Here is a 20,901-nt window from a genome sequence, read left to right as displayed (position 1 = left end):
TCAGGGTACGATGGTTTCGAGAGGATCGTAGCCAAAGCCCCGGCCCCAGGCCACGTGGGCAAGGCTGCCGGGTTTGTGGCGCAGCGCGCCAAGGTCGTCGCGGGTGACGAAGCGGCGGCGGTTCACCACGCCCTCGGGGTCTTCCCAGTCGACCGACAGATCTCCCGAGACCAGCTCGCAGCGGAAGAAGATCTCGACCTGGTGGAAGCCGCTTTCGGGATCGTGGAATTCGTTAACGAGACAGGGCGCGCCCACGGTGATCTTCACCCCGCATTCCTCGTACACCTCGCGGGCGAGATTGTCCGGCAACGAGGCACCCTTTTCGACGCCGCCGCCGGGCGCACACCACAGATCACTCCGGTGGCCCGGGTAGGCATTGACCACCAGCAGGCGGCCTTCGTGCAGGATTATGGCGCGGGCGGCGAGGCGAGGCGATGACATGCGCCCATGATTTGCATCTTTCGCGAGGACGCGGAAGGGCTTATCCCCTGCCCCGACCAAGGAGACCCCGATGCTGTCCATCCGTTTCGAAAATGCCCGCGTGATGCGCCCCGATGGTTGGGATGAAGCCCCCGTCGGGATCGAGGACGGCCTCATCGGTGGTGGCGCGCGTTCGGTTGACCTTGGTGGTTACGACATCCTGCCGGGCATCATCGATGCCCATGGAGACGGGTTCGAGCGGCACATGGCACCGCGCCGAGGAGCCCTGCGGGAGCGCGATTCCGGCATGGTAGCCTGCGCCGCCGAGCTGGCAGCCTGCGGCATCACCACCGCCATGCTGGCGCAGTTCTGGTCCTGGGAAGGTGGAATGCGAGGGCCGGAGTTTGCCTCCGAGGTGTTCGAGTCCGTGGCCTGTGTCGCGCCGACGGTGCCTGTCGACCTGAGGCTGCAGCTGCGGCTCGAGACGCATTTCCTCGAGAGTTTCGAGGCCGCCGAAGCTGCCGTGGACCGCTGGGACATCCCCTATGTGGTCTTCAACGACCACCTGCCCCACCAGCGGTTGGCCGAGGGGCGCAAGCCGCCGCGCCTCACCGGTCAGGCGCTGAAATCCGGCCGCTCACCAGAGGCCCATCTGGCGCTGATGCAGCAACTGCACAAGCGGTCTTCGGAAGTACCCGAAGCGCTGGATGCGCTTTGTGCGCGGCTGGGCGCGCGCGGTGTCCGGATGGGCAGCCACGATGATCAGACCTTTGAGGCCCGTGCCGCATGGCGAGCACGCGGCGTGCACATTTCGGAGTTCCCCGAAACGCTTGCAGCGGCGCAAGCCGCGCGCGAAGCCGGCGATGCGGTGGTACTGGGTGCGCCCAACGTGGTGCGCGGGGCAAGCCACGCGGGCAACGTGGCCGCCTCCGAGCTGATCGCCAAGGGGCTCTGCGATGCGCTGGCATCCGATTACCACTACCCCTCCCCCGCCCGCGCCGCCTGGCGCTGCGTGGAGCTTGGGCTGCTGGACGAACCCGGCGCGTGGCGGCTGGTGTCCGAAGGCCCGGCGCGACTGCTGGGGTTGCACGATCGGGGCACGATCGAGGACGGCAAGCGTGCCGACCTCGTGGTCATGGACCGCGACAACCGCCGCATCGTGATGACCATCGCCGGGGGCCGCGTCGCCCACTTGTCCGGCGACATCGCATCGCGCCTGATGTGATTTCGAGACGCCCCGAAACGCCACTACGCAGGCCAGCTTCGGGTGCGTTTCTCATGGTCCTGCAAACCCCGAAAGGCTTTGCTGTGGTTCTGGAGCACCAGCGCGTCAGTTCCGGATGAATGCCGCCACCCGGCCAAAGCTGGCCGAGCGTACGGACGAGAGATTGGGTCGGTCGCCGCTCTGATCTGATTGCTGGTTCCCCACCCCTTTGCAGCTGGAGTGTTCCGCCAGAATTTCTCGGCTGGGAGAGGATCGGAACCACATGAAAGGATCGAAGGTGCCCGACCCGCAGAAGGCCTCCATCGTCAAGCAGGGCAAGAAAGGCACACCAGTAGCTGAAATCTGCCGCAAGGCAGCTATGAGCCAGACGACCCATCCCAGTCGGAAGAAAACGTATGCGGATTTGCTGCCGACCGACATGACGCGGCTTAAGCAGCTCAAGGATGAGAACAGTCGGTTGAAGAAGATCATGGCAGCCCTCACGCTGGGCAGCGGTATGTTGCAAGATGTCATCCGGCGAAAGATCTCAGGCCTGGTGGGATGGGCGAGCGTGTTCGCGGGATGTGCAGCGACTAGGAATGTCGATCCGGACGGTTTGGCGCCACCGGGTTTGACCGCTCAACGCAGCACTTCAAATCCCGCCGCGCCGACGAGGCCGCCCTGGAGAAGTGGATCAGGAAGATTTGTCAGACACGGGTTCGTTGCGGCTATCGCCAGGTTCACGTACGTCTGGACCGTGAGGGCTGGGGCATCAACATCAAGAAAGTCTGTCACACCTTCAGGTAGTTGGGAATGACGCTCAGAAACCAGACGCCGAAACTGCGGGTAAAGGCGAAGCTGCGCGACGACCACGCTGGCACCGTTGAGCCGAACGATGTCCGGCAATGGACTTTATCCATGACCAGCTGGCAACGTGCGAGATACGTCGGCTTCTGACGGTCGTGGACACGCTCTCCCGCTAAGCTTCGATGCTCAAATCACGACTCAGCTAGCGGGACAGTGACGTGGTCGCCACACTGGACCAATTGTGCCGAAGATCGGGCTACCCCGACCCGCCACGGGTCGATCAGGCCAGCGAGTTCCTCTCCCGCGACCTGGATCTCTGTGTCAATCAGCGCAGCGTCACGCTCCATGTCTCACGGCCAGGCGAGCCGATGGATAACGACTTCATCGAAGCGTCCGATGGCAGGTACAGCGCCGAATGTCTGCACCGGTTTGTGAGCCTTGCGGATGCCCGCGAAAAGCTGGAGGATCGATGCAGCCACTACATCGAGGACCGGCCCCACAGCGCGATCGGATAGAACGCCCCGCTCATGCTGTCCTGAGCCGCCTGCAGCTCTCGCTGCGCGTCCTCAAGCGCCCGCACCGAGTTGGCCTGCGTCGCCGCCTCGTTCCGTTGCATCATCGTCTGGAACTGACGCCCCGCGTCGAGCGCGCCCTTGCCGAAGGCCACCAGCCCCGGCCAGCGCCGTGGTGCCCATGAACCGCGCGAGGCGCTGGACGGCGGCCAATCCCTGCCCCATGGCATATAGCGCCCCCTTAAGCTGCCGCGCTGCACCATCGGTTTCGCGCAGCCCGGCGCTTGCCGGACGCCCCGCCGACTGGATGCGCTTCAGGCTTTGCTCGCTGGATTGGCCGAGCGCCTTCAGATCCGCCTCGAGCTGCTGCTTGCCGGCGGCCGAAAGGCGGATCGTGTAGCTGCGCGTGGTGGTGCTCATGACTTGCCTTCGGTCTCACGATTGCGGTTCAAGGCCTGCAGCAGGCCCAGCTCCCAGAACGGCAGCAGAAGCGCCGCCACGGATGTCGGAATGCCCTGCGCCTCGGTCATCGCGAGGCAGGCATGTCGAGCCCAGCGTAGCCGGCGGGCCCGATGCCACGCTGATGCGCCAGACTGGCACCGGTGGCGGCAGTGGCGCGGCCCTCGACGCTCTGCGGTGCGTGCGTGTCTCCGGGACAGATGCCCTCGCCCCCGAACCTCGCGCAGGAAAAGCCGGGCGTGGTCCGGTAATCGGCGCAAAAGATCAGGCCTCTGCCGTAGAGGTATGCGGCGAGGGCGCGCAGACGGCTGCCTTCAGCTCAACCATTGGCGCCAGAAGCCCGGCATGCAGCGACGATGCCGTGCCGGGGAACAGATCGAGGAAGGCGTCGATGGCCTTGGCCTGAAGCGGCGCAGCCGTGCCGGTGTCGTCCTTGATGCCGTTTCAGCCCGTGCAGAACCGGGTCAGCAGCAGCTTGATCGGGCGCCGCGCGCCTGACTGCGCAGCGCCTCACGCTCAGGTCCGAGATTCTTGGTATCGAGCGCCGCCGCGTCGAAGGCGTGGGCCGGCGGAAGGGTTTCGCGCGAGTGGCGGATCGCCAAAGCGGACGGTCAGCGAGCTCGTCACGGTGCCGCAGAGTGTCCGCGCCGCCGCCATGGTGATGCTCGGGATCGGCGAGCGCCCCAATACGGCCATCGTGATGCGGCACGCCCAGTTTGCGGGCGGGTGGATGACCGTGTGGGATGAGAAGGGCAAGCAGGATCTCGAGGTCTACTGCCCCGAACATCTGGGCGAGTTCGTCGCCCAAATGCCGAAGCGCGACTGGCACCTCCTCGAAGAAATTCGCCGACCCAGTCGCCTGTTCGGGCGTGAAGGCCGCGTTTGTCACGTGGCGGGAAGGGCTGGGCCCCGAGGCGAAAAGGTACAGACTTCACGGTCTTCGCAAGCTGGCAATCGTGCCGCTGGCCGAGGCCGGATGCAGCGATGCGGAAATCCAAGCCGTCACGTGTCAGAGCGCCGAGATGCTGGCCTACAACCGGGCCAAAGCGAGCCGCGGGGCGCTGAGCCGGGCCGCCCAGAATCGCCGCAAATGACAGCAGAACAGAGCAGGACCAGAACGAGAAAGGGGGGAGAGGGATGGGTGAGCGGTGGCGGACTGACCTGCCGCTCTCATCCTCAAAATCTGGAAGATTCCTAAAATTTCAAATGGTACCCGCGGCCGGACTCGAACCGGCACGCCATGCGGCTAGGGATTTTAAGTCCCCTGTGTCTACCATTCCACCACGCGGGCCCGCCCCGTCCTTGCAGGATTTTTTTGCCCTTGGCCAGAGGCACCGCGCAATGGATTGCTCAGATTTCGCCCGGGGGTTGCGCGATGCCGTCTTCCTTGACAGCCTGCATGGCAACGTAGGTGGACGTGGTCGATACGTGCGGCAGGGTCGAGATGCGCTCGGCCAGCACCCGGCGATAATCGCGCATGTCCGTGGTGCGCACCTTGAGAAGATAGTCGAAATTGCCCGCGATAAGGTGCACCTGCTCAATTTCGGGGATCGCGGCAACCGCCTTGTTGAATTCGGCCAAGGACGCCTCGCGGGTGTCGAGCATGCGCACCTCGACGAAAGCCACGTGATCGAGCCCAAGCCGGATCGGGTCGAGGATCGCCCGATAGCCACGGATCACGCCCAACTCTTCAAGCCGGCGCAGGCGTGCTTGTGTGGGGCTCTTGGAAAGGCCGATGCGGCGCGCAAGCTCGGTGATTGAAATCCGCCCGTCCCCGGCAAGCGTGGTCAGAATCGCCCGGTCGAACCGATCAAAGCCCTCATAGTCGTCTTGCATAGTAAATCCCGACAATTTCAGACGATTCGGAATGTCATAATGCCTGAATAAGGCAAACCGCCCGCCAGCACCACTGTACTATGGAAAAAATCACCGGAGTTATGGAATGCCCCGCGATATCGCCCCCGACATCCGCCAACTGATTGATCTCGACATGTATGCCGACGAGGCGGCCACCGTCGAACGCCTGCGCACGGAGGCGAACCTGTCACCCGAAGACCGCGCCGCCATCGGCAAACGCGGCGCCCAGCTGGTGCGCGACATCCGGTCCAGCACCAAGCCCGGCATGATGGAGGTCTTCCTTGCGGAATATGGTCTGTCGACCGACGAGGGCATCGCGCTCATGTGCCTCGCCGAGGCGCTGCTGCGGGTGCCAGATGCCGACACCATCGACGCGCTGATCGAGGACAAGATCGCGCCCTCGGATTGGGGCAAGCACATGGGCCGCTCGGCCTCTCCGCTGGTCAATGCCTCAACCTGGGCCCTGATGCTGACGGGCAAGGTGCTCGACCCCGAGGCCCGCCCCGGCCCCGCTGGCCACCTGCGCAACGCCATGAAACGGCTGGGCGAGCCGGTGATCCGCACCGCGGTGGGCCGCGCCATGCGCGAGATGGGCTCGCAGTTCGTGCTTGGCGAAACCATCGAGAAGGCAATGAAGCGCGGCGCGCAGATGGAGGCCAAGGGCTACACCTACAGCTACGACATGCTGGGCGAAGCCGCGCGTACAGAAACGGACGCGCTGGCCTATCTCAAGTCCTATTCCGACGCCATCGCCGCCATTGCCAAGGCCGCCACCAAGGGCGACATCCGCGACAACCCCGGCATCTCGGTCAAGCTTTCGGCACTCTTCGCCCGCTACGAAGAGGCGCAGTACGATCAGGTGATGAAGGTGCTCGTGCCGCGCCTTCTGAAGCTCTGCCAGCAGGCCAAGGCGGCGAACATCGGACTCAACGTTGACGCCGAGGAAGCCGACCGGCTGTCGATCTCGCTCGACGTGATCGGGGCGGCCTTTGCCTCGCCGACGCTGGCAGGCTGGGACGGGTTCGGCGTCGTGGTGCAGGCCTATGGTCTGCGGGCGTCGCAAGCGCTCGACTGGCTTTACGCCATGGCCGAGGCGCATGACCGCCACCTCATGGTACGCCTCGTCAAGGGCGCCTACTGGGACACCGAGATCAAGCGCGCGCAGGTCATGGGGCTGGAGGGCTTCCCGGTCTTCACCTCGAAAGCGCACAGCGACATTTCCTACATCGCAAACGCCCGCAAACTGCTGTCGATGACCGACCGCATCTACCCGCAGTTTGCCACGCACAACGCGCATACCGTGGCCGCGGTGCTCGAGATGGCGACGGACACCACCAGCTTCGAGTTCCAGCGCCTGCACGGCATGGGCGAGACGCTGCACGAACTTGTACACAAGGGCGAAGGCACCCGCTGCCGCATCTACGCCCCCGTGGGCGCGCATCGTGATCTGCTGGCCTATCTCGTGCGGCGCCTGCTGGAGAACGGCGCGAACTCGTCCTTCGTGAACCAAATCGTCGACGAGACCGTGCCCCCCGAGGTGGTCGCCGCCGACCCGTTCGAGGCCGCACCGGGCCGCCCCCTGCCCCGTGGCCCCGAGCTTTTCGCCCCCGAGCGGCCCAACTCCAAGGGCTTCGATCTGACCCACCGACCGACGCTGGAGGCGATCGACACCGCGCGGGATGGCTTCAAGGCAACCCGCTGGACCGCCGCTCCGCTGCTGGCTTGCGAGGCCTCCGTTGGGGAGACCGCACCGATGGTGAACCCAGCCGACCCGCATGACACGGTAGGCGAGATCACCTGGGCGAGCCCCGCCACCGTGCGCGCCGCCGCAGGCGCCGCGACCCGCTGGGACGCCTCCCCCGAGGAGCGCGCGGCGGTACTGATCCGCGCCGCTGACCTCTACGAGGAAAACTATGGCGAGCTTTTCGCGCTGCTGCACCGCGAGGCGGGCAAGACGTTGATGGACGCCGTGGCCGAGCTGCGCGAGGCGGTGGATTTCCTGCGCTACTACGCCGCCCATGCGGCAGGTGCCCCGGCCCGGGGCGTCTTTGCCTGCATTTCGCCATGGAACTTCCCACTGGCGATCTTTACCGGCCAGATCGCCGCCGCTCTGGCCGCTGGCAATGGTGTGCTGTCGAAACCCGCCGAGCAGACGCCGCTGATCGCGTGGCGCGCGGCTCAGCTGCTGCACGAGGCCGGTGTGCCTCGCAGTGTGCTGCAACTGCTGCCGGGTGCGGGCGACGTGGGCGCGGCGCTGACCTCTTCGCCTGAAGTGGCGGGCGTGGCCTTCACCGGCTCGACCGAAACGGCGCAGATCATCCACCGTTCCATCGCCGAACATCTCGCGCCGGGCACGCCCTTCATCGCTGAAACCGGCGGGCTCAACGCGATGATCGTCGACAGCACGGCGCTGCCGGAACAGGCGGTGCGCGCGGTGATCGAAAGCTCGTTCCAGTCGGCGGGCCAGCGCTGTTCGGCGCTGCGCTGCCTCTACCTGCAGGAGGACATCGCCCCCCACGTGATCGAGATGCTGAAAGGCGCCATGGACGCGCTGTCCCCCGGCCTGCCGTGGAAGCTGTCCTCGGACCTTGGCCCGGTGATCGACGCCGAGGCGCATGAGGGCATCGCTGCCCACGTGGCCGAGGCCCGCGCCGATGGCCGCCTCATGCACCAGATCGCCGTGCCCCACACCGGCCATTTCATCGGCCCCGCGATGATCCGCGTCGGCGGAATCGAGGACATGGAGCGCGAGATCTTCGGCCCCATCCTGCACATCGCCACCTTCAAGGCGCAGGATCTGGACAAGGTCATCGACACCATCAATGGCACCGGCTACGGCCTGACCTTCGGACTTCAGACCCGCATCGACGACCGGGTGCAGCACGTGACCGACCGTATCGAAGCGGGCAACATCTACGTCAATCGCAACCAGATCGGCGCCATTGTCGGCAGCCAGCCCTTCGGCGGCGAGGGCCTGTCGGGCACCGGGCCGAAGGCGGGCGGGCCGCTCTATCTAGACCGCTTCCGCGAGCACGCGCAAACCGGGCCCGTGGGCAGTTGGTCCACGCGTGACGTGACCGAGCGCGTGCAGCAGGCGCTGGCCTCGGCAGGCAGGGCTGCCGGCCCCAAAACGACGGAACTGCCTGGCCCCACCGGCGAGGCCAACCAGTACACCACCCACGCGCGGCCCCCGGTGCTTTGCCTCGGCCCGGGGTCGGATTGCGCCGCGGCGCAAGCCGACGCGGTGCGCAAGTTGGGCGGCGTGGCAGTGGTCTCGCACGGCATGGTGCCGCCCGAGGCGCTGGCCGAGGTCTCCGGCTTCTCGGCTGCGATCTGGTGGGGGGACGACGACAGCGCCCGCGCCTACCGAAAGGCGCTTGCAGGGCGGGACGGCGCGGTGCTCTCGCTGATCACCGGACTGCCGGACAAGGGCCACGCTCGCGCCGAACGGCACGTGTGCGTCGACACCACCGCCTCGGGCGGCAACGCCGCGCTTCTTGGCGGTCACATGTGAGCCCTCCTCCTCCCTCCTGCCCGGCTCCGCCAGGCGGGAGGGCATCGCATGGTTCAGCCCACACGCCGCGCCTGCTGGCGGGCGTATGCAAGCTCTCCTGCCCGACCGCGTCAGGCGGAAGATCGCGAGGCACCGGTCGGAGGCCGCGGCAAACTGCCCCGCTGCGCCCCTGCGGACGCAAGGCGCTTGACGTGGCTGGCTTTCCAGACAAAGTCGGGGGCGATGTTCCCCATACGCGATCATAATCCGTCGGGCCGCACGCCCTACGTCACATACGCACTGATCGCGACGAATATCGTGATCTTCCTGAACTATTGGCCGCTCTTCACTGACGACCGGGCGCTTGCGGCGTTCTTCTTCGACTGGGCGCTGATCCCGGCATTGGTCACTGAAGGCCATGGCCTTGGCGGGCTAGTCACCTCGATGTTCCTGCATGGCGGGCTGGCGCACCTCGCCGGCAACATGCTGTTCCTGTTCATCTTCGGGGACAACATCGAAGATGAGCTGGGCCATGCGCGGTTTGCCGGCTTCTACATCGCCTGCGGGGTCATCGCAGCGCTGGTGCACTACGTGTCCGAGCCGTTTTCCTCGATCCCCACGGTGGGCGCATCGGGGGCCATTGCGGGCGTGATGGGCGGCTACCTGCTGCTATTCCCAAGGGCACGGGTGGATATCTTCATTTTTCTCGTGATCTTCTTCAAAGTATTGCCGATCCCCGCATGGGTCCTGCTGGGCGCCTGGTTCGGGCTTCAGGTCTTTGGCGGCGTCAGTGCCAGCGCCGGCGGAACTGGAGTTGCCTACTGGGCGCATCTTGGGGGCTTTGCCGCAGGCATGCTGCTGATCCTGCCCGCATGGCGCAAGCGAGGCGGCCTCAGCTTCTGGAACCACAACGATGGCCAGCCGCCCCACCCGCCGGCGCTTCAGGCCTCGGACATCCCCAAGGTCAGGAAACGTCAATGGCCGAACCAGTAAAGGCAACTTGTCACTGCGGCGCGGTCGAGCTTCGGGTGGCCCTAAGCGCCGGGCTCGCCACTGCCCGGCGCTGCGATTGTTCCTACTGCCGCCGCCGGGGCGCGCCCGCTGTCTCTGCCCCTCTGGACGGCGTCAAGGTCGTGAAGGGCGTGGAGAGCCTCGCGCTCTACCAGTTCAACACCCATACCGCCGAACACCACTTCTGCCGCATCTGCGGCATCTACATGTTCCACCGCCGCCGGTCGAACCCGAACGAATACGGTGTCAACATGGGCGCCATAGACGGCGTGAATCCCGCAGACCACGAACCGATCCCATGGAGCGACGGCGTCAACCATCCCTCCGACCGCTGATGCTCGCCAGCGGGCTCTGGCCATCCGACCCCGGCCACTGGACATGAAAAAGGGCAGCCTGATGCCGCCCTCTGTTTCTTCTCTTTGAAAATTCGCCGGGGGTGGAGCGGGTGCAGATCTCCCGTCAAACACCCTGCGGCGCACGCCGCGAAATCAGCCGTTGCGGATGATCTTCGCGAAACCGTCGAAAATCGCATTGTTGGCGCACAGCACCGACCCGCTCTCGAGCGGATCCTGGTCCTCGCGCACGCCCTGCACCAGCGCGCCCGCTTCCTGCGCAATGAGGATGCCGGCGGCGTAATCCCACAGGTACTGTTCACGCTCCCAGTAGCCGTCGTACCGGCCCGCCGCCACATAGGCGAGGTCCAGCGCGGCCGAGCCGAAGCGGCGCACACCGGCGCACTCGGGCATCAGGCGGGCCAGATCACCCAGCATGGCGGGAAGGGTCTTCTTGGCGGCAAAGGGGATGCCCGTGGCGAACAGCGCCTCGATCAGGCGCGAACGGCCCGACACTCGCAGGCGGCGCGAGTCGTTCAGCCACGCGCCTTGCCCCTTTTCGGCATAAAACATTTCATCCTTGGCCGGGTCGTAAACCACACCTGCGACGATCTGGCCCTTATGCTCGAGCGCGATGGAAATCGCCCAGTGCGGCAGACCGTGCAGGAAGTTGGTGGTGCCGTCCAGCGGATCGACGATCCAGCGGCGGGTGGGATCGGCCCCGGCGATTTCTCCGCCTTCCTCGGCCAGCCAGCCATAGGTCGGGCGGGCGCCCAGAAGCTCTTCCTTGAGGATCGCCTCGGAGGCGATGTCGGCGCGGCTGACGAAATCCCCGGCGCCCTTCATGGACACCTGGAGGTTCTCGACTTCACGGAAATCCTTGACGAGGGACCGCCCGGCCTTCCGCGCTGCCTTGATCATGATGTTGAGATTGGCACTGCCCTGCATCACATAGGTCCCTGCAAATGGTTCAGGCCGCGCATATACGCGGCCTGTCCGGATTTGCCAAGTCCGCGTGTCCACGCGGCCGGCCTCACAACGCCCGGCGGCACCGGGCGACAGGCCTCACTGGTAAACGACGCCTTTTTCACCGACCGGCGCATAGGGCTGCGGCATGTAGCTGCGGTGCGCCGCACGGGTCGCGCCGCGGGCTTTGCGCGGCAGGTGGTCGGCAGGGTTGTAGTAAGTGCCGGCAGTCGGCGTGCCGCAGTAGATCACTCCCCCGTTGATCACCGGCTCAAGCCCGCCCGGGCAGTAGTTCGCCGCCGGGTAAGCCTGCACCAACGGCTGCCGGGTGACATCGGAGGTGGCATCGCCCCGGTACATGTCATTCCAGGCAAAGGCCTGCGAGGCGGTAAGGGTAAAGGCCGCGGCGGCGGCAAGGAAAGCAGTGGCGCGCATGAAATCCCCCATGGCGAAGATACGAAGCCAAAAAATCGTCAGAGTTGTTGCGCAGAGGTTAGTGACATCGCGAAACAAGTCAAATTTTTGTCTTTATCGCAGGGGTTTGTTTCCTCAGAACTGACAATTAGGGGCTTCATGCAGAACTGTCCAAAGAAGGCCTAAGTTCTTGTCAGCCGGTCGGCCTTCTTGCGTACCAGTACCGACCGCAAATCATGCATAGCCAGAAGAAGCGCATCCGTCACGATCTCGAGCTGGTCATCGTCCGCTTTGGTCTGCGCCCAATGGGTGGTCAGGTTGAGGTGGTCGATGGCGCGGTGGATGTCATCGATATCTCGCCGCGCCAGCGTGGCCTTGCGCTCGGCGATCCAGTTCTGAATGGCGGCTGTATCCTCGTGGGACAGCGCCCGGTCGCCATGCGGCTTGATGTCCTCACGGTTGAGGTTGACCACGGCGATCTGATCCATCTCGATCCGCCGCTGGCGGTTTTCCATGTCCACCCGGAACACGGTGGCGCCATTGTCACGGACACGGAAATAATAATCGGGCAGATCGCCGGGCATGATGCCTCCTGAGCTGGATGCTTACTTGAGACCCTTGCAGAAGGCCTCGATGCGGTTGCACGCTTCTTCCAGGAGCGCCTCGGACGTCGCGTAGGAAACGCGGAAGTTGGGCGACAGGCCAAAGGCCGCACCGAACACCACGGCCACGCCCTTGTCCTCGAGCAGCGCCTTGGCGAAGGTCTCGTCATCGACGATCTTCACGCCGGACTCTGTGGTTTTTCCGATGAGGCCAGCGATGGACGGGTAGACGTAAAACGCACCTTCCGGGGTCGGGCAGGTAATGCCCTCGATCGCATTGAGCTTTTCAAGCACCAGGTCACGGCGCCGCTTGAAGAGCTCGGCGTTGGTGGCAAGGAAATCCTGCGGCCCGCTCAGTGCCTCGAGCGCCGCCCACTGGCTGATCGAACTGGGGTTCGTGGTCGACTGCGACTGGATCTTGCGCATCGCCGCGATCAGCTCTTTCGGGCCGGCGGCATAGCCGATGCGCCAACCGGTCATGGCATAGGCCTTGGACACCCCGTTGCAGGTCAGCGTGCGGTCGTAGAGGCCCGGCTCGATCTGCGCGGGGGTAAAGAACTCCCAGCCATCATAGGCAAGGTGCTCGTACATGTCGTCCGACATCACCCAGACATGGGGATGGCGCATCAGCACGTCGGTGATCGCCTTGAGCTCGTCCTTCGTGTAGCCCGCGCCGGTGGGGTTCGACGGCGAGTTGAAGATGAACCATTTGGTCTTGGGCGTGATCGCCGCCTCGAGCAGTTCGGGCGTGATCTTGTAGCCCAGCTCGGGCTTGCCCTCGACGACCACGGGGGTGCCCTGCCCCAGCAGGACCATGTCCGGGTAGCTCACCCAGTAGGGCGCGGGGATGATGACCTCGTCGCCGGGGTTCAGGGTCGCCATCAGCGCGTTGTAGAGCACCTGCTTGCCGCCGGTGGACACGGTCACCTGCGCTGGCTCGTAGGTCAGGCCGTTCTCGCGGGCGAACTTGTCACAGATCGCCTTCTTGAGTTCGGGCATTCCGTCCGGCGCGGTGTATTTCGTTTTTCCCGCATGGATGGCCGCAATCGCAGCCTCCTTGATGTTCTGCGGCGTGTCAAAGTCGGGTTCCCCGGCGCCCAGACCAATCACGTCCTTGCCCTGCGCCTTCAACTCGGCGGCCAGCTGGGTGACGGCGACTGTAGGGGACGGCTTGACGCGGGCGAGGGTGTCGGAAAGGAAAGCCATGAGGGCACCGTTTGTAATGAGTTCCGGACTGTCATAGGATGCGCCTAAGCGCCGTTCAAGCGGGTTGACGGGCCTGCGGCAGCCGGAAAAGCGGCCCGAGGGGCCTTGAGGGAGAAGAAGATGACCGACACGACCGACTGGTACGGCCCCGAGTCCGCGACCTTCGGCGACCGCATCGCCGGCGCCCGTGAAGCCGCGGGAATGGACCAGGAAAAGCTGGCCCGCCGCCTTGGCGTCAAGCTCAAGACCCTGCAGGCCTGGGAGAACGATATCTCCGAGCCGCGCGCCAACCGGCTACAGATGATCGCGGGGCTGCTCAACGTGTCTCTGGTCTGGCTGCTGACCGGCGAAGGCGACGGAGTCGCCAGCCCTGAGGATGTCGAAGCCTCCCTGCCCGCGGACGTGAACGAGGCACTGCTGGAAATTCGTGCACTCAAGACCCAGATCGGTGCAGCGGGCGACCGGCTCGGCCGCCTCGAAAAGACGCTTCGCAAGCTGCTGAAGGAACGCCAATGACGCAGGCCACCGAGTCTCCCGAACACCGGATTAAGCGGCTGTCCATGCGCTCAATGCGCCGGGGCATCAAGGAGATGGACATCATCCTGTCGCGCTACGCAGGGGCTCGGCTCTCGGGCATGAGCGCGGCCGAACTGGACCGTTACGAGGCGCTTCTGGACGAGAACGATCAGGATCTCTACCAGTGGGTGTCGGGTCAGAAGCCCGCACCAGGGCCATTTGCACCGCTGGTGCAGGACATCGTCGACGTCGCCTGCAGCCCGAACCGCACCGTCTAGCTTCGGATGCGTCACCGGTCTGGATGCTGCGGACATAAATCCTGACACTTCTAAGCATTTGACGTGGCTTAACGTATTGTTGGCTTTTTTGCCTCAAACCTTCCGTCCAAAGAAAACAGGCGGAGACGGTAATGAGCATTCATGCCTCCATGGGAAAACAGCCGATGTCCGGCTACATGACCGGGTACCTGGAGACGCTGGCGCTCGTCGAACGGCTGCACCGTCTTCTGCTCGACGTGATCAAGGACGAATTCGAACGCACCGGCGTCATCGAGATCAATGCGGTGCAGGCGCTGCTGCTTTACAACATCGGTGACAACGAGGTGACGGCAGGCGAGCTGAAATCGCGCGGCTACTACCAGGGCAGCAACGTCAGCTACAATCTGAAGAAGCTGGTCGAGATGGGCTACATGCACCACCAGCGCTGCGAGATCGACCGCCGTTCCGTACGTGTCCGCCTCACTGCTCAGGGGCGCGACATCCGCGACACGGTGCAGACCCTGTTCGAGAAGCACTCCGCAGGCATGGAGGGGCGCAACGTCATCGACCTGGACGGGCTCGATTCCGTGAACACCTCGCTGCGGCGGCTGGAAAGGTTCTGGACCGACCAAATCCGCTACATCTATTAACTCGGAGGCAAGCGAACTGGCCCTCTCCCTGTTGCGAACGAATGGTGTGAATCGCGAATGGGCGGTTTAGACCATGTGGCGCGGGCGCCCTACCTCGTTCCGAGGTGCCACGCCGGAGAGATCCTGACCGGGCCAGCGGGTCGGATGGCTCCCGACTGATCTGCCCCTGCCCTCACCGGTTGGCGAAGCACGCTGGGTCCGCCTGCCGCCATGTCGATCATCCTTGATGATCACCGGACCCAAGTGGCTCACGACGATGTCAAAGCGGCTTATTAAAATGGGTGCCAATGCTATTGGAACGGCTTGCACCGGCTGCAGCCTCGCAGCCTCGCAGCCTCGCAGCCTCGCAGCCTCGCAGCCTCGCAGCCTCGCAGCCTCGCAGCCTCGCAGCCTCGCAGCCTCGCAGCCTCGCAGCCTCGCAGAAAGTCTGCCTCCGCTCGAGAGGGATCTGTCAACACCCCCACTTCAGCCGACAGACTTTCAGCCAATCACCCAGCACCAAACTTTAGTTGAAAATCATTCGCTCATGCTGCGCCTTCATTGTCGGCGCTTCACCACAAAGCGCTGCGCCGCCAACACGCCCCTCCCGAATACGAGGAAGCGGGACCTGAAACGTCAGCACCGCGAAGCAGTCGCCCTGCTCCGCGGTGCCAACCCTTGGCTGCCCGCCCATGCCTTCCGGTCAGACCGGCAACATGCAACGCCTCCTCGGCAGCCCTAGGTATCAGAATGTCATCAGATCCGTCAGGCTCTGGTGTGCACCAGCTTCAGCCCGACCTGCGGCAGACGCACAGGAACGGACGGTGTCTCGGACCCGATGGTCTTCGTCAGCCGCCCCGCAGCAAGCGCAAGCGCAATAACCGGTGCCATGATGATAAGGCCGATGGTCAGGCCGATCGCGAAATGAATCATGAAAGTTCCTCCCTGAAGAAGAAGCTAGCACGATTCGACCGCGTCACAATGCCGCATCTCGTGCGCAATCGAATTTTCTGCAACCGGACAGAATGTCACAGGGCTCAGCGACGCAGTCCTCCAATGATCATGTCATTGAGTTCGCGAAACAATTTCATTGTCATGGCGCGCCGGAAATCTTCGTAGCCCTCGGCCATCTCGACAAAGGCTCCGGGGCCATGTGCGACCTCTCCAATGAAATACTCAAGCACACGCGGGTCCGATCCCGTCACCGCAAGCCCGTTCACCGTCACATCCTGAAAAGGAAAATTTCTGTAGGCCTGCCGTGGCCGGAAGCCGTCATTGGTGATGCCGTCCCCGGACACATCTATCACCTGCCGTGTGCAATCCGGCGCCCGCCGGAGCATTCCGGACCCGAAGCCAAGCGCATAGCCCATGGCGGTGGGAAAGCGGTTGTTGCTGCGCGGTGCTGCGAGGATCTGCCCTACCGCAACGTCCAGCGCCGCCTCGTCAGTCAGCAGCGCCCAGTCGAGCACAACGACCGACTGCCGCCGCCCGCTCCATTCGTAAGCCGCCAGCGCGACACTGCCCTCTCCCTGCAGGATCGCCCTGCTTACGTCCGGGTCCGTCAGCGCCGCCGCAAGGCCGTTCTTCTGCAGAAGATATTCCTCGTCATCCACCGACGAGGATACATCCAGCGCCAGAAGCAGCGCCAAGCGGCACCCTTCGGCCCAAGCGGCGCCGACACCGGACCAGAGGCCCAATGCGCCAACCACGAGGATCCGAAGGGCTGTATTCACCAATGCCCGGTATTCTCCATGCTGGCCCAGGGCTCCTGCGGGGCAAGAGCGTCGCCCTGCTGCAGGATCTCCACCGACACGTTGTCAGGCGACCGCACAAAGGCCATGTGCCCATCGCGCGGTGGGCGGTTGATGGTCACGCCTGCGTCCATCAGCTCCTGGCACAGGGCGTAGATATCCGGCACCGAATAGGCGAGGTGCCCGAAGTGCCGCGAATCCGACGGCAGCCCGTCATCGCCATCCCAGTTGTAGGTCAGCTCCACGTCCGCGGTGCCGTCCGCCTGCTCCGGCGGGCATAGGAACACCAGCGTGAACCGCCCCTTGTCGTTCTCGATGCGGCGCCGTTCGGTCAGTCCGAGCAGCTTGTAGAAGTCGAGCGACGCGTCGAGATCTTTGACGCGGACCATCGTGTGAAGGTACTTGATCCCCATGAAGGCTTCCTTTCTGTCGTCTTTGCCCATGAACAGTAGGGACCACGGCGCATATGTCGAGGGCACAGTTTGAAAGCGTGCAACAGGGCGGCCGTGGGTGTAGGCCACGCGGTATTCTTCGCCACAAGATGTGGTAAGCCTCGACCTGACCGGCGCGTGCAGGGATTCGCGCCCATCCGCAGTCCGGGGCAGCCCCTGCCCCCCACGAAAGACAGGCCATGAAGCAGTACCACGAAGCCCTGAAGACGATCCTTGCGGAGGGCGAGCCCTCGTCAGACCGTACCGGCACCGGCACCCTGTCGCATTTCGGTCTGCAATCGCGCTACCGGCTGTCCGACGGCTTCCCGCTTGTCACCACAAAGAAACTGCACCTGCGCTCGATCATCCACGAGCTGCTGTGGTTCATCTCGGGCGACACGAACATCGGCTATCTCAAGGCCAATGGCGTCAGCATCTGGGACGAATGGGCAGACGAAAACGGCAATCTCGGCCCGGTCTACGGTCAGCAATGGCGTGCCTTCCCGGCGCTTGAGGCAACCGGCGCCGAGCAGGCAGGCGAGCCGCTTTACCTGTCACGCCCCATCGATCAGATCGCGCAGTTGGTCGAGGCCATCCGAACCTCGCCCGACAGCCGCCGCCTGATCGTCTCGGCCTGGAACCCCGGCGACGTGCCGCGCATGGCTCTGCCGCCGTGCCACACCATGTGGCAGGTGCGGATCATCGGGCGGAAATTGCACCTGCAGCTCTACCAGCGTTCGGCGGACATGTTCCTGGGGGTGCCGTTCAACATCGCCTCCTACGCGCTGCTGCAGACCATGCTCGCCCATGTTACCGGCTACGAGCCGGGCGATTTCATCCACACACTCGGGGACGCGCATATCTACTCCAACCACATGGACCAGGTAGAGCTTCAACTCTCACGCACACCAAAGCCGCTGCCGCAGCTGAGCATCACCCGCGAGGTCAGCTCGATCTTCGATTTCCGCTATGAGGATTTCGAGATCACCGGCTACGATCCCGATCCCGCGATCCGCGCGCCTGTGGCGGTCTGATCGATGATTTCCGTGATCGTCGCCCGCGCCCGCAACAATGCCATCGGCCGTGATGGAGAAATTCCGTGGCATGTGCCGGCGGACCTCAAGTTTTTCAAGACCGAGACCCTCGGCGGCGCCGTCGTGATGGGCCGCAAGACCTGGGACAGCCTGCCCTTCAAGCCCCTGCCCAACAGGCTCAACATCGTGGTATCGTCGAACCCCGAGGCCGCCGAGATTGTCGTGCCGAGCGTTGCCGATGCGGTGGCGCTCGCGGCAAAGCACGGCCACCAGCGCATCTACGCCGTGGGTGGGGCCAGCATCTATGCCGAGATGCTGCCCCTCGCCCATCGCCTGCTGATCTCGGAAGTGGCGCTCGACGTGCCCGATGCGGACACGTTCCTGCCCGACATTCCCGAGGAAGGCTGGACCTGCATCGCGGAGCGCCCCCTCAGCGAGGACGGGCCCCGCTGTGTCCTGCGAGAGCTGATCCGCAGCGCCCTTTAATTGCAGAAAGAAAGACCACGGCGTCCGGCCTGCCTCCGGCGGGGATATTTCAGGTCAAAGGAAACGCAGGCACCTGTTTCCTTTGACCTGAAATATCCCGGGGGAGGCCGCGACAGCGGACGGGGGCAGAGCCCCCCCGGACCTGACAGCCTAGTCCGCAGCCTGAGGCAGTGCCAGTCCGCCAATACGGACAAGCAGGTCGACAATTTCATCCACCCCCTTGCCGTGCTTGACCTCGGCAAAGACAAAAGGCTTGCCAGCGCGCATCCGCGTGGCATCGCGCTGCATGACCTCGAGGGAAGCGCCGACGTGGGGCGCAAGATCGGCCTTGTTGATGACGAGAATGTCCGACTTGGTGATAGCGGGGCCACCCTTGCGGGGAATCTCTTCGCCCGCTGCCACGTCGATCACATAGATCGTCACGTCCGCCAGCTCGGGGGAGAAGGTGGCCGAGAGGTTGTCACCACCGCTTTCGATCAGCACGAGGTCGAGATCCGGGTGCACCTCGTTCAGCTCCGCAATGGCAGCGAGGTTGATCGACGCATCCTCGCGGATTGCCGTGTGCGGACAGCCGCCGGTTTCCACCCCCTTGATCCGGTCGAGCGGCAGCACCTGCTGGCGCATCAGCTCTTCCGCGTCCTCACGTGTGTAGATGTCGTTGGTGACCACGGCCATGGAAACCCGGTCACGCAGGGCCTTTGCGAGGGCGGCGGTCAGGGTCGTCTTGCCGGCGCCGACCGGGCCGCCGAGGCCCACGCGCAGGGGGCCGTTGGGAGATGCCATGGGATCCTCCGTTAAGATCTGAACAGTCGGGAATAGAGCATGTCGTGGCGCTGACTGGCAATGTCCACCAGCGGGGCGAACCCGCCGATATCGTCATCGGTGGCCTCCAGCGCCTTCGCGGCAAGATCGCCGCATAGTGGGCGCAGCAGGCACAGCACCTTCTGCCCATCGGTTTGCCCCAGCGGCACCAGCCGGACGCCGGCACTCACCAGATTCGAGGCGACAGCGAGCAGGAAGATCCGCAGTGTTTCCTCGAGCGGCAGCTCCAGCGCGCGGGTGACGAGGCCCGCGGCCACGGGATAGGGTGCAGCGGGGATCTCGATCTGCCACAGCGCCGAGACGGTTGCGGCGAAGGCCCTGCCCTGCTGTGCGGTCTCGGCCCGGCGCTCGGCCGAGGGGCTGAGCGCCAGCGCGAGCTCTGAAAGCCCCTCCGCACCCCACCCTCGCGCTGCCAGCGACAAGAGCACCGCATCGGACCAGCCGGAGCCATGCCAGAGCACCGTCTCGAGCCACGCCCGCAGAGAGCGCGCGTCAGTCACGTGCCCCGTTTCCACCGCGGTTTCCAGCCCGTGCGACCAGGCAAAGGCACCGGTCGGGAACGACGGCGAAAACAACTGGTGCAGGACGAGCCCCGCGTCAGTGTTCATGGTGGTGATGTCCGTGATCGTGAGAGTGCCCATGGTCATGAGAGTGATCATCTGGCCCATGGGAGTGCGAATGATCGTGACCATGGGTGCGCCCATGGCCATAGGCGCCGCCCTCGGGGGTGAAGGGCTCGGTCACTTCCGTGACCTCGGCTCCGATGCGGGTGAGCATGTCGCGGATCACGTGATCGCGCTGGATCAGCAGGCGGGCGGCTTCGATCTGACAGGGGGTATGTCGGTTGCCCACATGCCAGGCGATGCGCGGCAGCGCGGAGCCGGTAACCGCCAGCAGTGGCTCGGCGGCGGCTTCGACTTCCACGAGGCGGCCGTCAGACAGCCGAAAGGCATCGCCGTGATCGAGGCTTTCGGTATGCGCAAGATCGACAAGGACCTCCGCGCCGGAGGCACAGGTCAGCACCTTGCGACGCAGGAAACGATCGTCATAGGTGAGAACCACGCGGTCGGCGGCGGCACCGGTCCATGCGCCCTTGCGCAAGAACTCATGGGCGTGGGGAAGAGCGGTCATGCGGGGGTCTCCGTAGTTTCCCACACATCACTTCAGGGGCCCAGAAAGATCAAGGTCACAGCCGGGATTTCCCCGACATGTGACCTCGTTTGTCGTCCGCTTGGGCGGCGCGTCAGCAATGTCCACCGGAGTGGAGCGGTCAGTGCGCGCCCGGGCGGAACAGCGGCGCGTTCCGCTGTCACGGGTACTGACCGGAACGGTCCGGCGAGACGGGCCCCGCCGCGGACCGGATCAGAGGTAGTAGACGTCGTGGAAGACGTGACGCACGATGTCTTCGCGGCGCAGACCCTTAGCGGCCAGCTGCTCGTCGGACAGGCGCTGGAGCTCTTCGACGCGGCGCAGACGCGGGTTCGCTTCACCGATGGTGACGAGGGCGTTGCCGATCCCGGCGATCAGGCGGGAGAAAAAAGGTGCGGTGTCGTGAGCGTGGCTCGCGGTGAGAAATGCCATTGGGAAACCTTCCGTTTCATGTGCGGTCCGACATATTGCCGGTGTGTCAGGTCCCCTCCCTTGCCAAACTAAGTAACGCCTGCTGACCGAACTGACAAATGCTGCATCTGC

The 20,901-nt window shown here is 64.6% G+C and carries 25 protein-coding genes, 1 tRNA gene and 1 pseudogene; 11 read left to right on the top strand and 16 right to left on the bottom strand.

Going from position 1 to position 20,901, the window contains the following annotated elements; all coding sequences use genetic code 11:
* The gene (locus IEX41_RS11185; protein ID WP_188790335.1) at positions 1–441 is read right to left on the bottom strand and encodes an NUDIX domain-containing protein; all 441 of its coding nucleotides are present in this window, start codon (positions 439–441) and stop codon (positions 1–3) included.
* Positions 442–511: 70 nt separating this feature from the next.
* Here IEX41_RS11185 and IEX41_RS11180 point away from each other — a divergent pair, with 70 nt between their 5' ends.
* A complete protein-coding gene (locus tag IEX41_RS11180; RefSeq protein WP_188790334.1) occupies positions 512–1,645 on the top strand; it encodes an alpha-D-ribose 1-methylphosphonate 5-triphosphate diphosphatase in 1,134 nt (377 codons plus the stop codon).
* A gap of 262 nt (positions 1,646–1,907) precedes the next feature.
* Positions 1,908–2,946, top strand: a pseudogene (locus IEX41_RS11175) (integrase core domain-containing protein).
* Between the two features lie 51 nt (positions 2,947–2,997).
* On the opposite strand, the gene IEX41_RS11170 reads toward IEX41_RS11175, so the two are convergent.
* Both IEX41_RS11170 and IEX41_RS22035 read right to left on the bottom strand, forming a co-directional pair.
* Positions 2,998–3,363: a hypothetical protein gene (locus IEX41_RS11170; RefSeq protein WP_188790333.1), complete on the bottom strand. Its 366-nt coding sequence runs from the start codon at positions 3,361–3,363 to the stop codon at positions 2,998–3,000.
* On the bottom strand, positions 3,360–3,662 hold the full coding sequence (locus IEX41_RS22035) for a DUF7697 family protein (RefSeq protein WP_444544447.1): 303 nt from the start codon (positions 3,660–3,662) through the stop codon (positions 3,360–3,362). Before IEX41_RS22035 ends, IEX41_RS11170 begins: the two co-directional genes overlap by 4 nt.
* A gap of 85 nt (positions 3,663–3,747) precedes the next feature.
* Here IEX41_RS22035 and IEX41_RS11165 point away from each other — a divergent pair, with 85 nt between their 5' ends.
* Positions 3,748–3,900 (top strand): hypothetical protein, encoded by a 153-nt coding sequence (locus tag IEX41_RS11165; protein ID WP_188790332.1) that lies wholly within the window; start codon positions 3,748–3,750, stop codon positions 3,898–3,900.
* A 709-nt stretch (positions 3,901–4,609) separates the two neighbouring features.
* On the opposite strand, the gene IEX41_RS11160 is transcribed toward IEX41_RS11165, so the two are convergent.
* Together IEX41_RS11160 and IEX41_RS11155 are read right to left on the bottom strand one after the other, a co-directional pair.
* Positions 4,610–4,693, bottom strand: a tRNA-Leu gene (locus IEX41_RS11160).
* A 59-nt stretch (positions 4,694–4,752) separates the two neighbouring features.
* Positions 4,753–5,238, bottom strand: a complete 486-nt coding sequence (locus IEX41_RS11155; protein WP_188790331.1) for an Lrp/AsnC family transcriptional regulator — start codon at positions 5,236–5,238, stop codon at positions 4,753–4,755.
* A gap of 106 nt (positions 5,239–5,344) precedes the next feature.
* Between IEX41_RS11155 and putA the strand changes: the two genes are divergently transcribed.
* The 3 genes from putA to IEX41_RS11140 all read left to right on the top strand — a co-directional run bounded on the left by putA (position 5,345) and on the right by IEX41_RS11140 (position 10,098).
* The gene (gene putA, locus IEX41_RS11150; RefSeq protein WP_188790330.1) at positions 5,345–8,773 is read left to right on the top strand and encodes a bifunctional proline dehydrogenase/L-glutamate gamma-semialdehyde dehydrogenase PutA; all 3,429 of its coding nucleotides are present in this window, start codon (positions 5,345–5,347) and stop codon (positions 8,771–8,773) included.
* A 222-nt stretch (positions 8,774–8,995) separates the two neighbouring features.
* Positions 8,996–9,745 (top strand): rhomboid family intramembrane serine protease, encoded by a 750-nt coding sequence (locus tag IEX41_RS11145; RefSeq protein WP_188790329.1) that lies wholly within the window; start codon positions 8,996–8,998, stop codon positions 9,743–9,745.
* Positions 9,730–10,098: a GFA family protein gene (locus tag IEX41_RS11140; protein ID WP_188790328.1), complete on the top strand. Its 369-nt coding sequence runs from the start codon at positions 9,730–9,732 to the stop codon at positions 10,096–10,098. The genes IEX41_RS11145 and IEX41_RS11140 overlap by 16 nt, the downstream gene beginning before the upstream one ends.
* Positions 10,099–10,251: 153 nt before the next feature.
* Here IEX41_RS11140 and IEX41_RS11135 read toward each other — a convergent pair whose 3' ends face one another.
* The 4 genes from IEX41_RS11135 to IEX41_RS11120 form a co-directional block, all read right to left on the bottom strand.
* Entirely contained in the window at positions 10,252–11,043 is a 792-nt protein-coding gene (locus IEX41_RS11135) for an inositol monophosphatase family protein (protein ID WP_188790327.1), read from the bottom strand.
* Between the two features lie 117 nt (positions 11,044–11,160).
* Entirely contained in the window at positions 11,161–11,496 is a 336-nt protein-coding gene (locus tag IEX41_RS11130; protein ID WP_188790326.1) for a hypothetical protein, read from the bottom strand.
* A gap of 161 nt (positions 11,497–11,657) precedes the next feature.
* A complete protein-coding gene (locus IEX41_RS11125; protein ID WP_188790325.1) occupies positions 11,658–12,059 on the bottom strand; it encodes a hypothetical protein in 402 nt (133 codons plus the stop codon).
* Between the two features lie 21 nt (positions 12,060–12,080).
* Entirely contained in the window at positions 12,081–13,283 is a 1,203-nt protein-coding gene (locus tag IEX41_RS11120) for a pyridoxal phosphate-dependent aminotransferase (protein ID WP_188790324.1), read from the bottom strand.
* Positions 13,284–13,403: 120 nt separating this feature from the next.
* Between IEX41_RS11120 and IEX41_RS11115 the strand changes: the two genes are divergently transcribed.
* The 3 genes from IEX41_RS11115 (at position 13,404) to IEX41_RS11105 (ending at position 14,706) form a co-directional block, all read left to right on the top strand.
* On the top strand, positions 13,404–13,799 hold the full coding sequence (locus tag IEX41_RS11115; protein WP_188790323.1) for a helix-turn-helix domain-containing protein: 396 nt from the start codon (positions 13,404–13,406) through the stop codon (positions 13,797–13,799).
* On the top strand, positions 13,796–14,077 hold the full coding sequence (locus tag IEX41_RS11110; protein WP_188790322.1) for an FAD assembly factor SdhE: 282 nt from the start codon (positions 13,796–13,798) through the stop codon (positions 14,075–14,077). The genes IEX41_RS11115 and IEX41_RS11110 overlap by 4 nt, the downstream gene beginning before the upstream one ends.
* A 131-nt stretch (positions 14,078–14,208) precedes the next feature.
* Complete coding sequence (locus tag IEX41_RS11105; RefSeq protein ID WP_188790321.1) at positions 14,209–14,706, top strand: MarR family winged helix-turn-helix transcriptional regulator; 498 nt, start codon at positions 14,209–14,211, stop codon at positions 14,704–14,706.
* Between the two features lie 744 nt (positions 14,707–15,450).
* On the opposite strand, the gene IEX41_RS11100 is transcribed toward IEX41_RS11105, so the two are convergent.
* The 3 genes from IEX41_RS11100 to IEX41_RS11090 all read right to left on the bottom strand — a co-directional run bounded on the left by IEX41_RS11100 (position 15,451) and on the right by IEX41_RS11090 (position 16,849).
* Complete coding sequence (locus IEX41_RS11100) at positions 15,451–15,618, bottom strand: hypothetical protein (RefSeq protein WP_188790320.1); 168 nt, start codon at positions 15,616–15,618, stop codon at positions 15,451–15,453.
* A gap of 104 nt (positions 15,619–15,722) precedes the next feature.
* Positions 15,723–16,418 (bottom strand): DUF1194 domain-containing protein, encoded by a 696-nt coding sequence (locus IEX41_RS11095; protein WP_188790319.1) that lies wholly within the window; start codon positions 16,416–16,418, stop codon positions 15,723–15,725.
* Positions 16,415–16,849: a VOC family protein gene (locus IEX41_RS11090; RefSeq protein WP_188790318.1), complete on the bottom strand. Its 435-nt coding sequence runs from the start codon at positions 16,847–16,849 to the stop codon at positions 16,415–16,417. The genes IEX41_RS11095 and IEX41_RS11090 overlap by 4 nt, the downstream gene beginning before the upstream one ends.
* Positions 16,850–17,067: 218 nt before the next feature.
* On the opposite strand from IEX41_RS11090, the gene IEX41_RS11085 reads away from it, so the two are divergent.
* Both IEX41_RS11085 and IEX41_RS11080 read left to right on the top strand, forming a co-directional pair.
* Positions 17,068–17,901 carry a thymidylate synthase gene (locus IEX41_RS11085; protein ID WP_188790317.1) on the top strand — a complete coding sequence of 278 codons (834 nt, stop codon included), beginning with the start codon at positions 17,068–17,070 and terminating at the stop codon, positions 17,899–17,901.
* 3 nt (positions 17,902–17,904) lie between these two features.
* Positions 17,905–18,387, top strand: a complete 483-nt coding sequence (locus IEX41_RS11080) for a dihydrofolate reductase (RefSeq protein ID WP_188790316.1) — start codon at positions 17,905–17,907, stop codon at positions 18,385–18,387.
* 150 nt (positions 18,388–18,537) lie between these two features.
* Here the strand turns inward: IEX41_RS11080 and ureG are convergent, their stop codons facing one another.
* The 4 genes from ureG to IEX41_RS11060 all read right to left on the bottom strand — a co-directional run bounded on the left by ureG (position 18,538) and on the right by IEX41_RS11060 (position 20,790).
* Complete coding sequence (gene ureG, locus IEX41_RS11075) at positions 18,538–19,170, bottom strand: urease accessory protein UreG (RefSeq protein ID WP_188790315.1); 633 nt, start codon at positions 19,168–19,170, stop codon at positions 18,538–18,540.
* Between the two features lie 11 nt (positions 19,171–19,181).
* Positions 19,182–19,817, bottom strand: a complete 636-nt coding sequence (locus IEX41_RS11070; protein ID WP_188790513.1) for an urease accessory protein UreF — start codon at positions 19,815–19,817, stop codon at positions 19,182–19,184.
* A complete protein-coding gene (gene ureE / locus IEX41_RS11065) occupies positions 19,807–20,340 on the bottom strand; it encodes an urease accessory protein UreE (RefSeq protein WP_188790314.1) in 534 nt (177 codons plus the stop codon). The genes IEX41_RS11070 and ureE overlap by 11 nt, the downstream gene beginning before the upstream one ends.
* A 231-nt stretch (positions 20,341–20,571) precedes the next feature.
* Positions 20,572–20,790: a DUF1127 domain-containing protein gene (locus IEX41_RS11060; RefSeq protein WP_188790313.1), complete on the bottom strand. Its 219-nt coding sequence runs from the start codon at positions 20,788–20,790 to the stop codon at positions 20,572–20,574.
* Positions 20,791–20,901 lie beyond the last annotated feature (111 nt).

This window comes from Salipiger pallidus (assembly GCF_014643635.1).
Classification (GTDB): domain Bacteria; phylum Pseudomonadota; class Alphaproteobacteria; order Rhodobacterales; family Rhodobacteraceae; genus Salipiger; species Salipiger pallidus.
The sequence above is the reverse complement of the archived record's forward strand: the minus strand, read 5'-3'. Positions and strand labels throughout refer to the sequence as shown.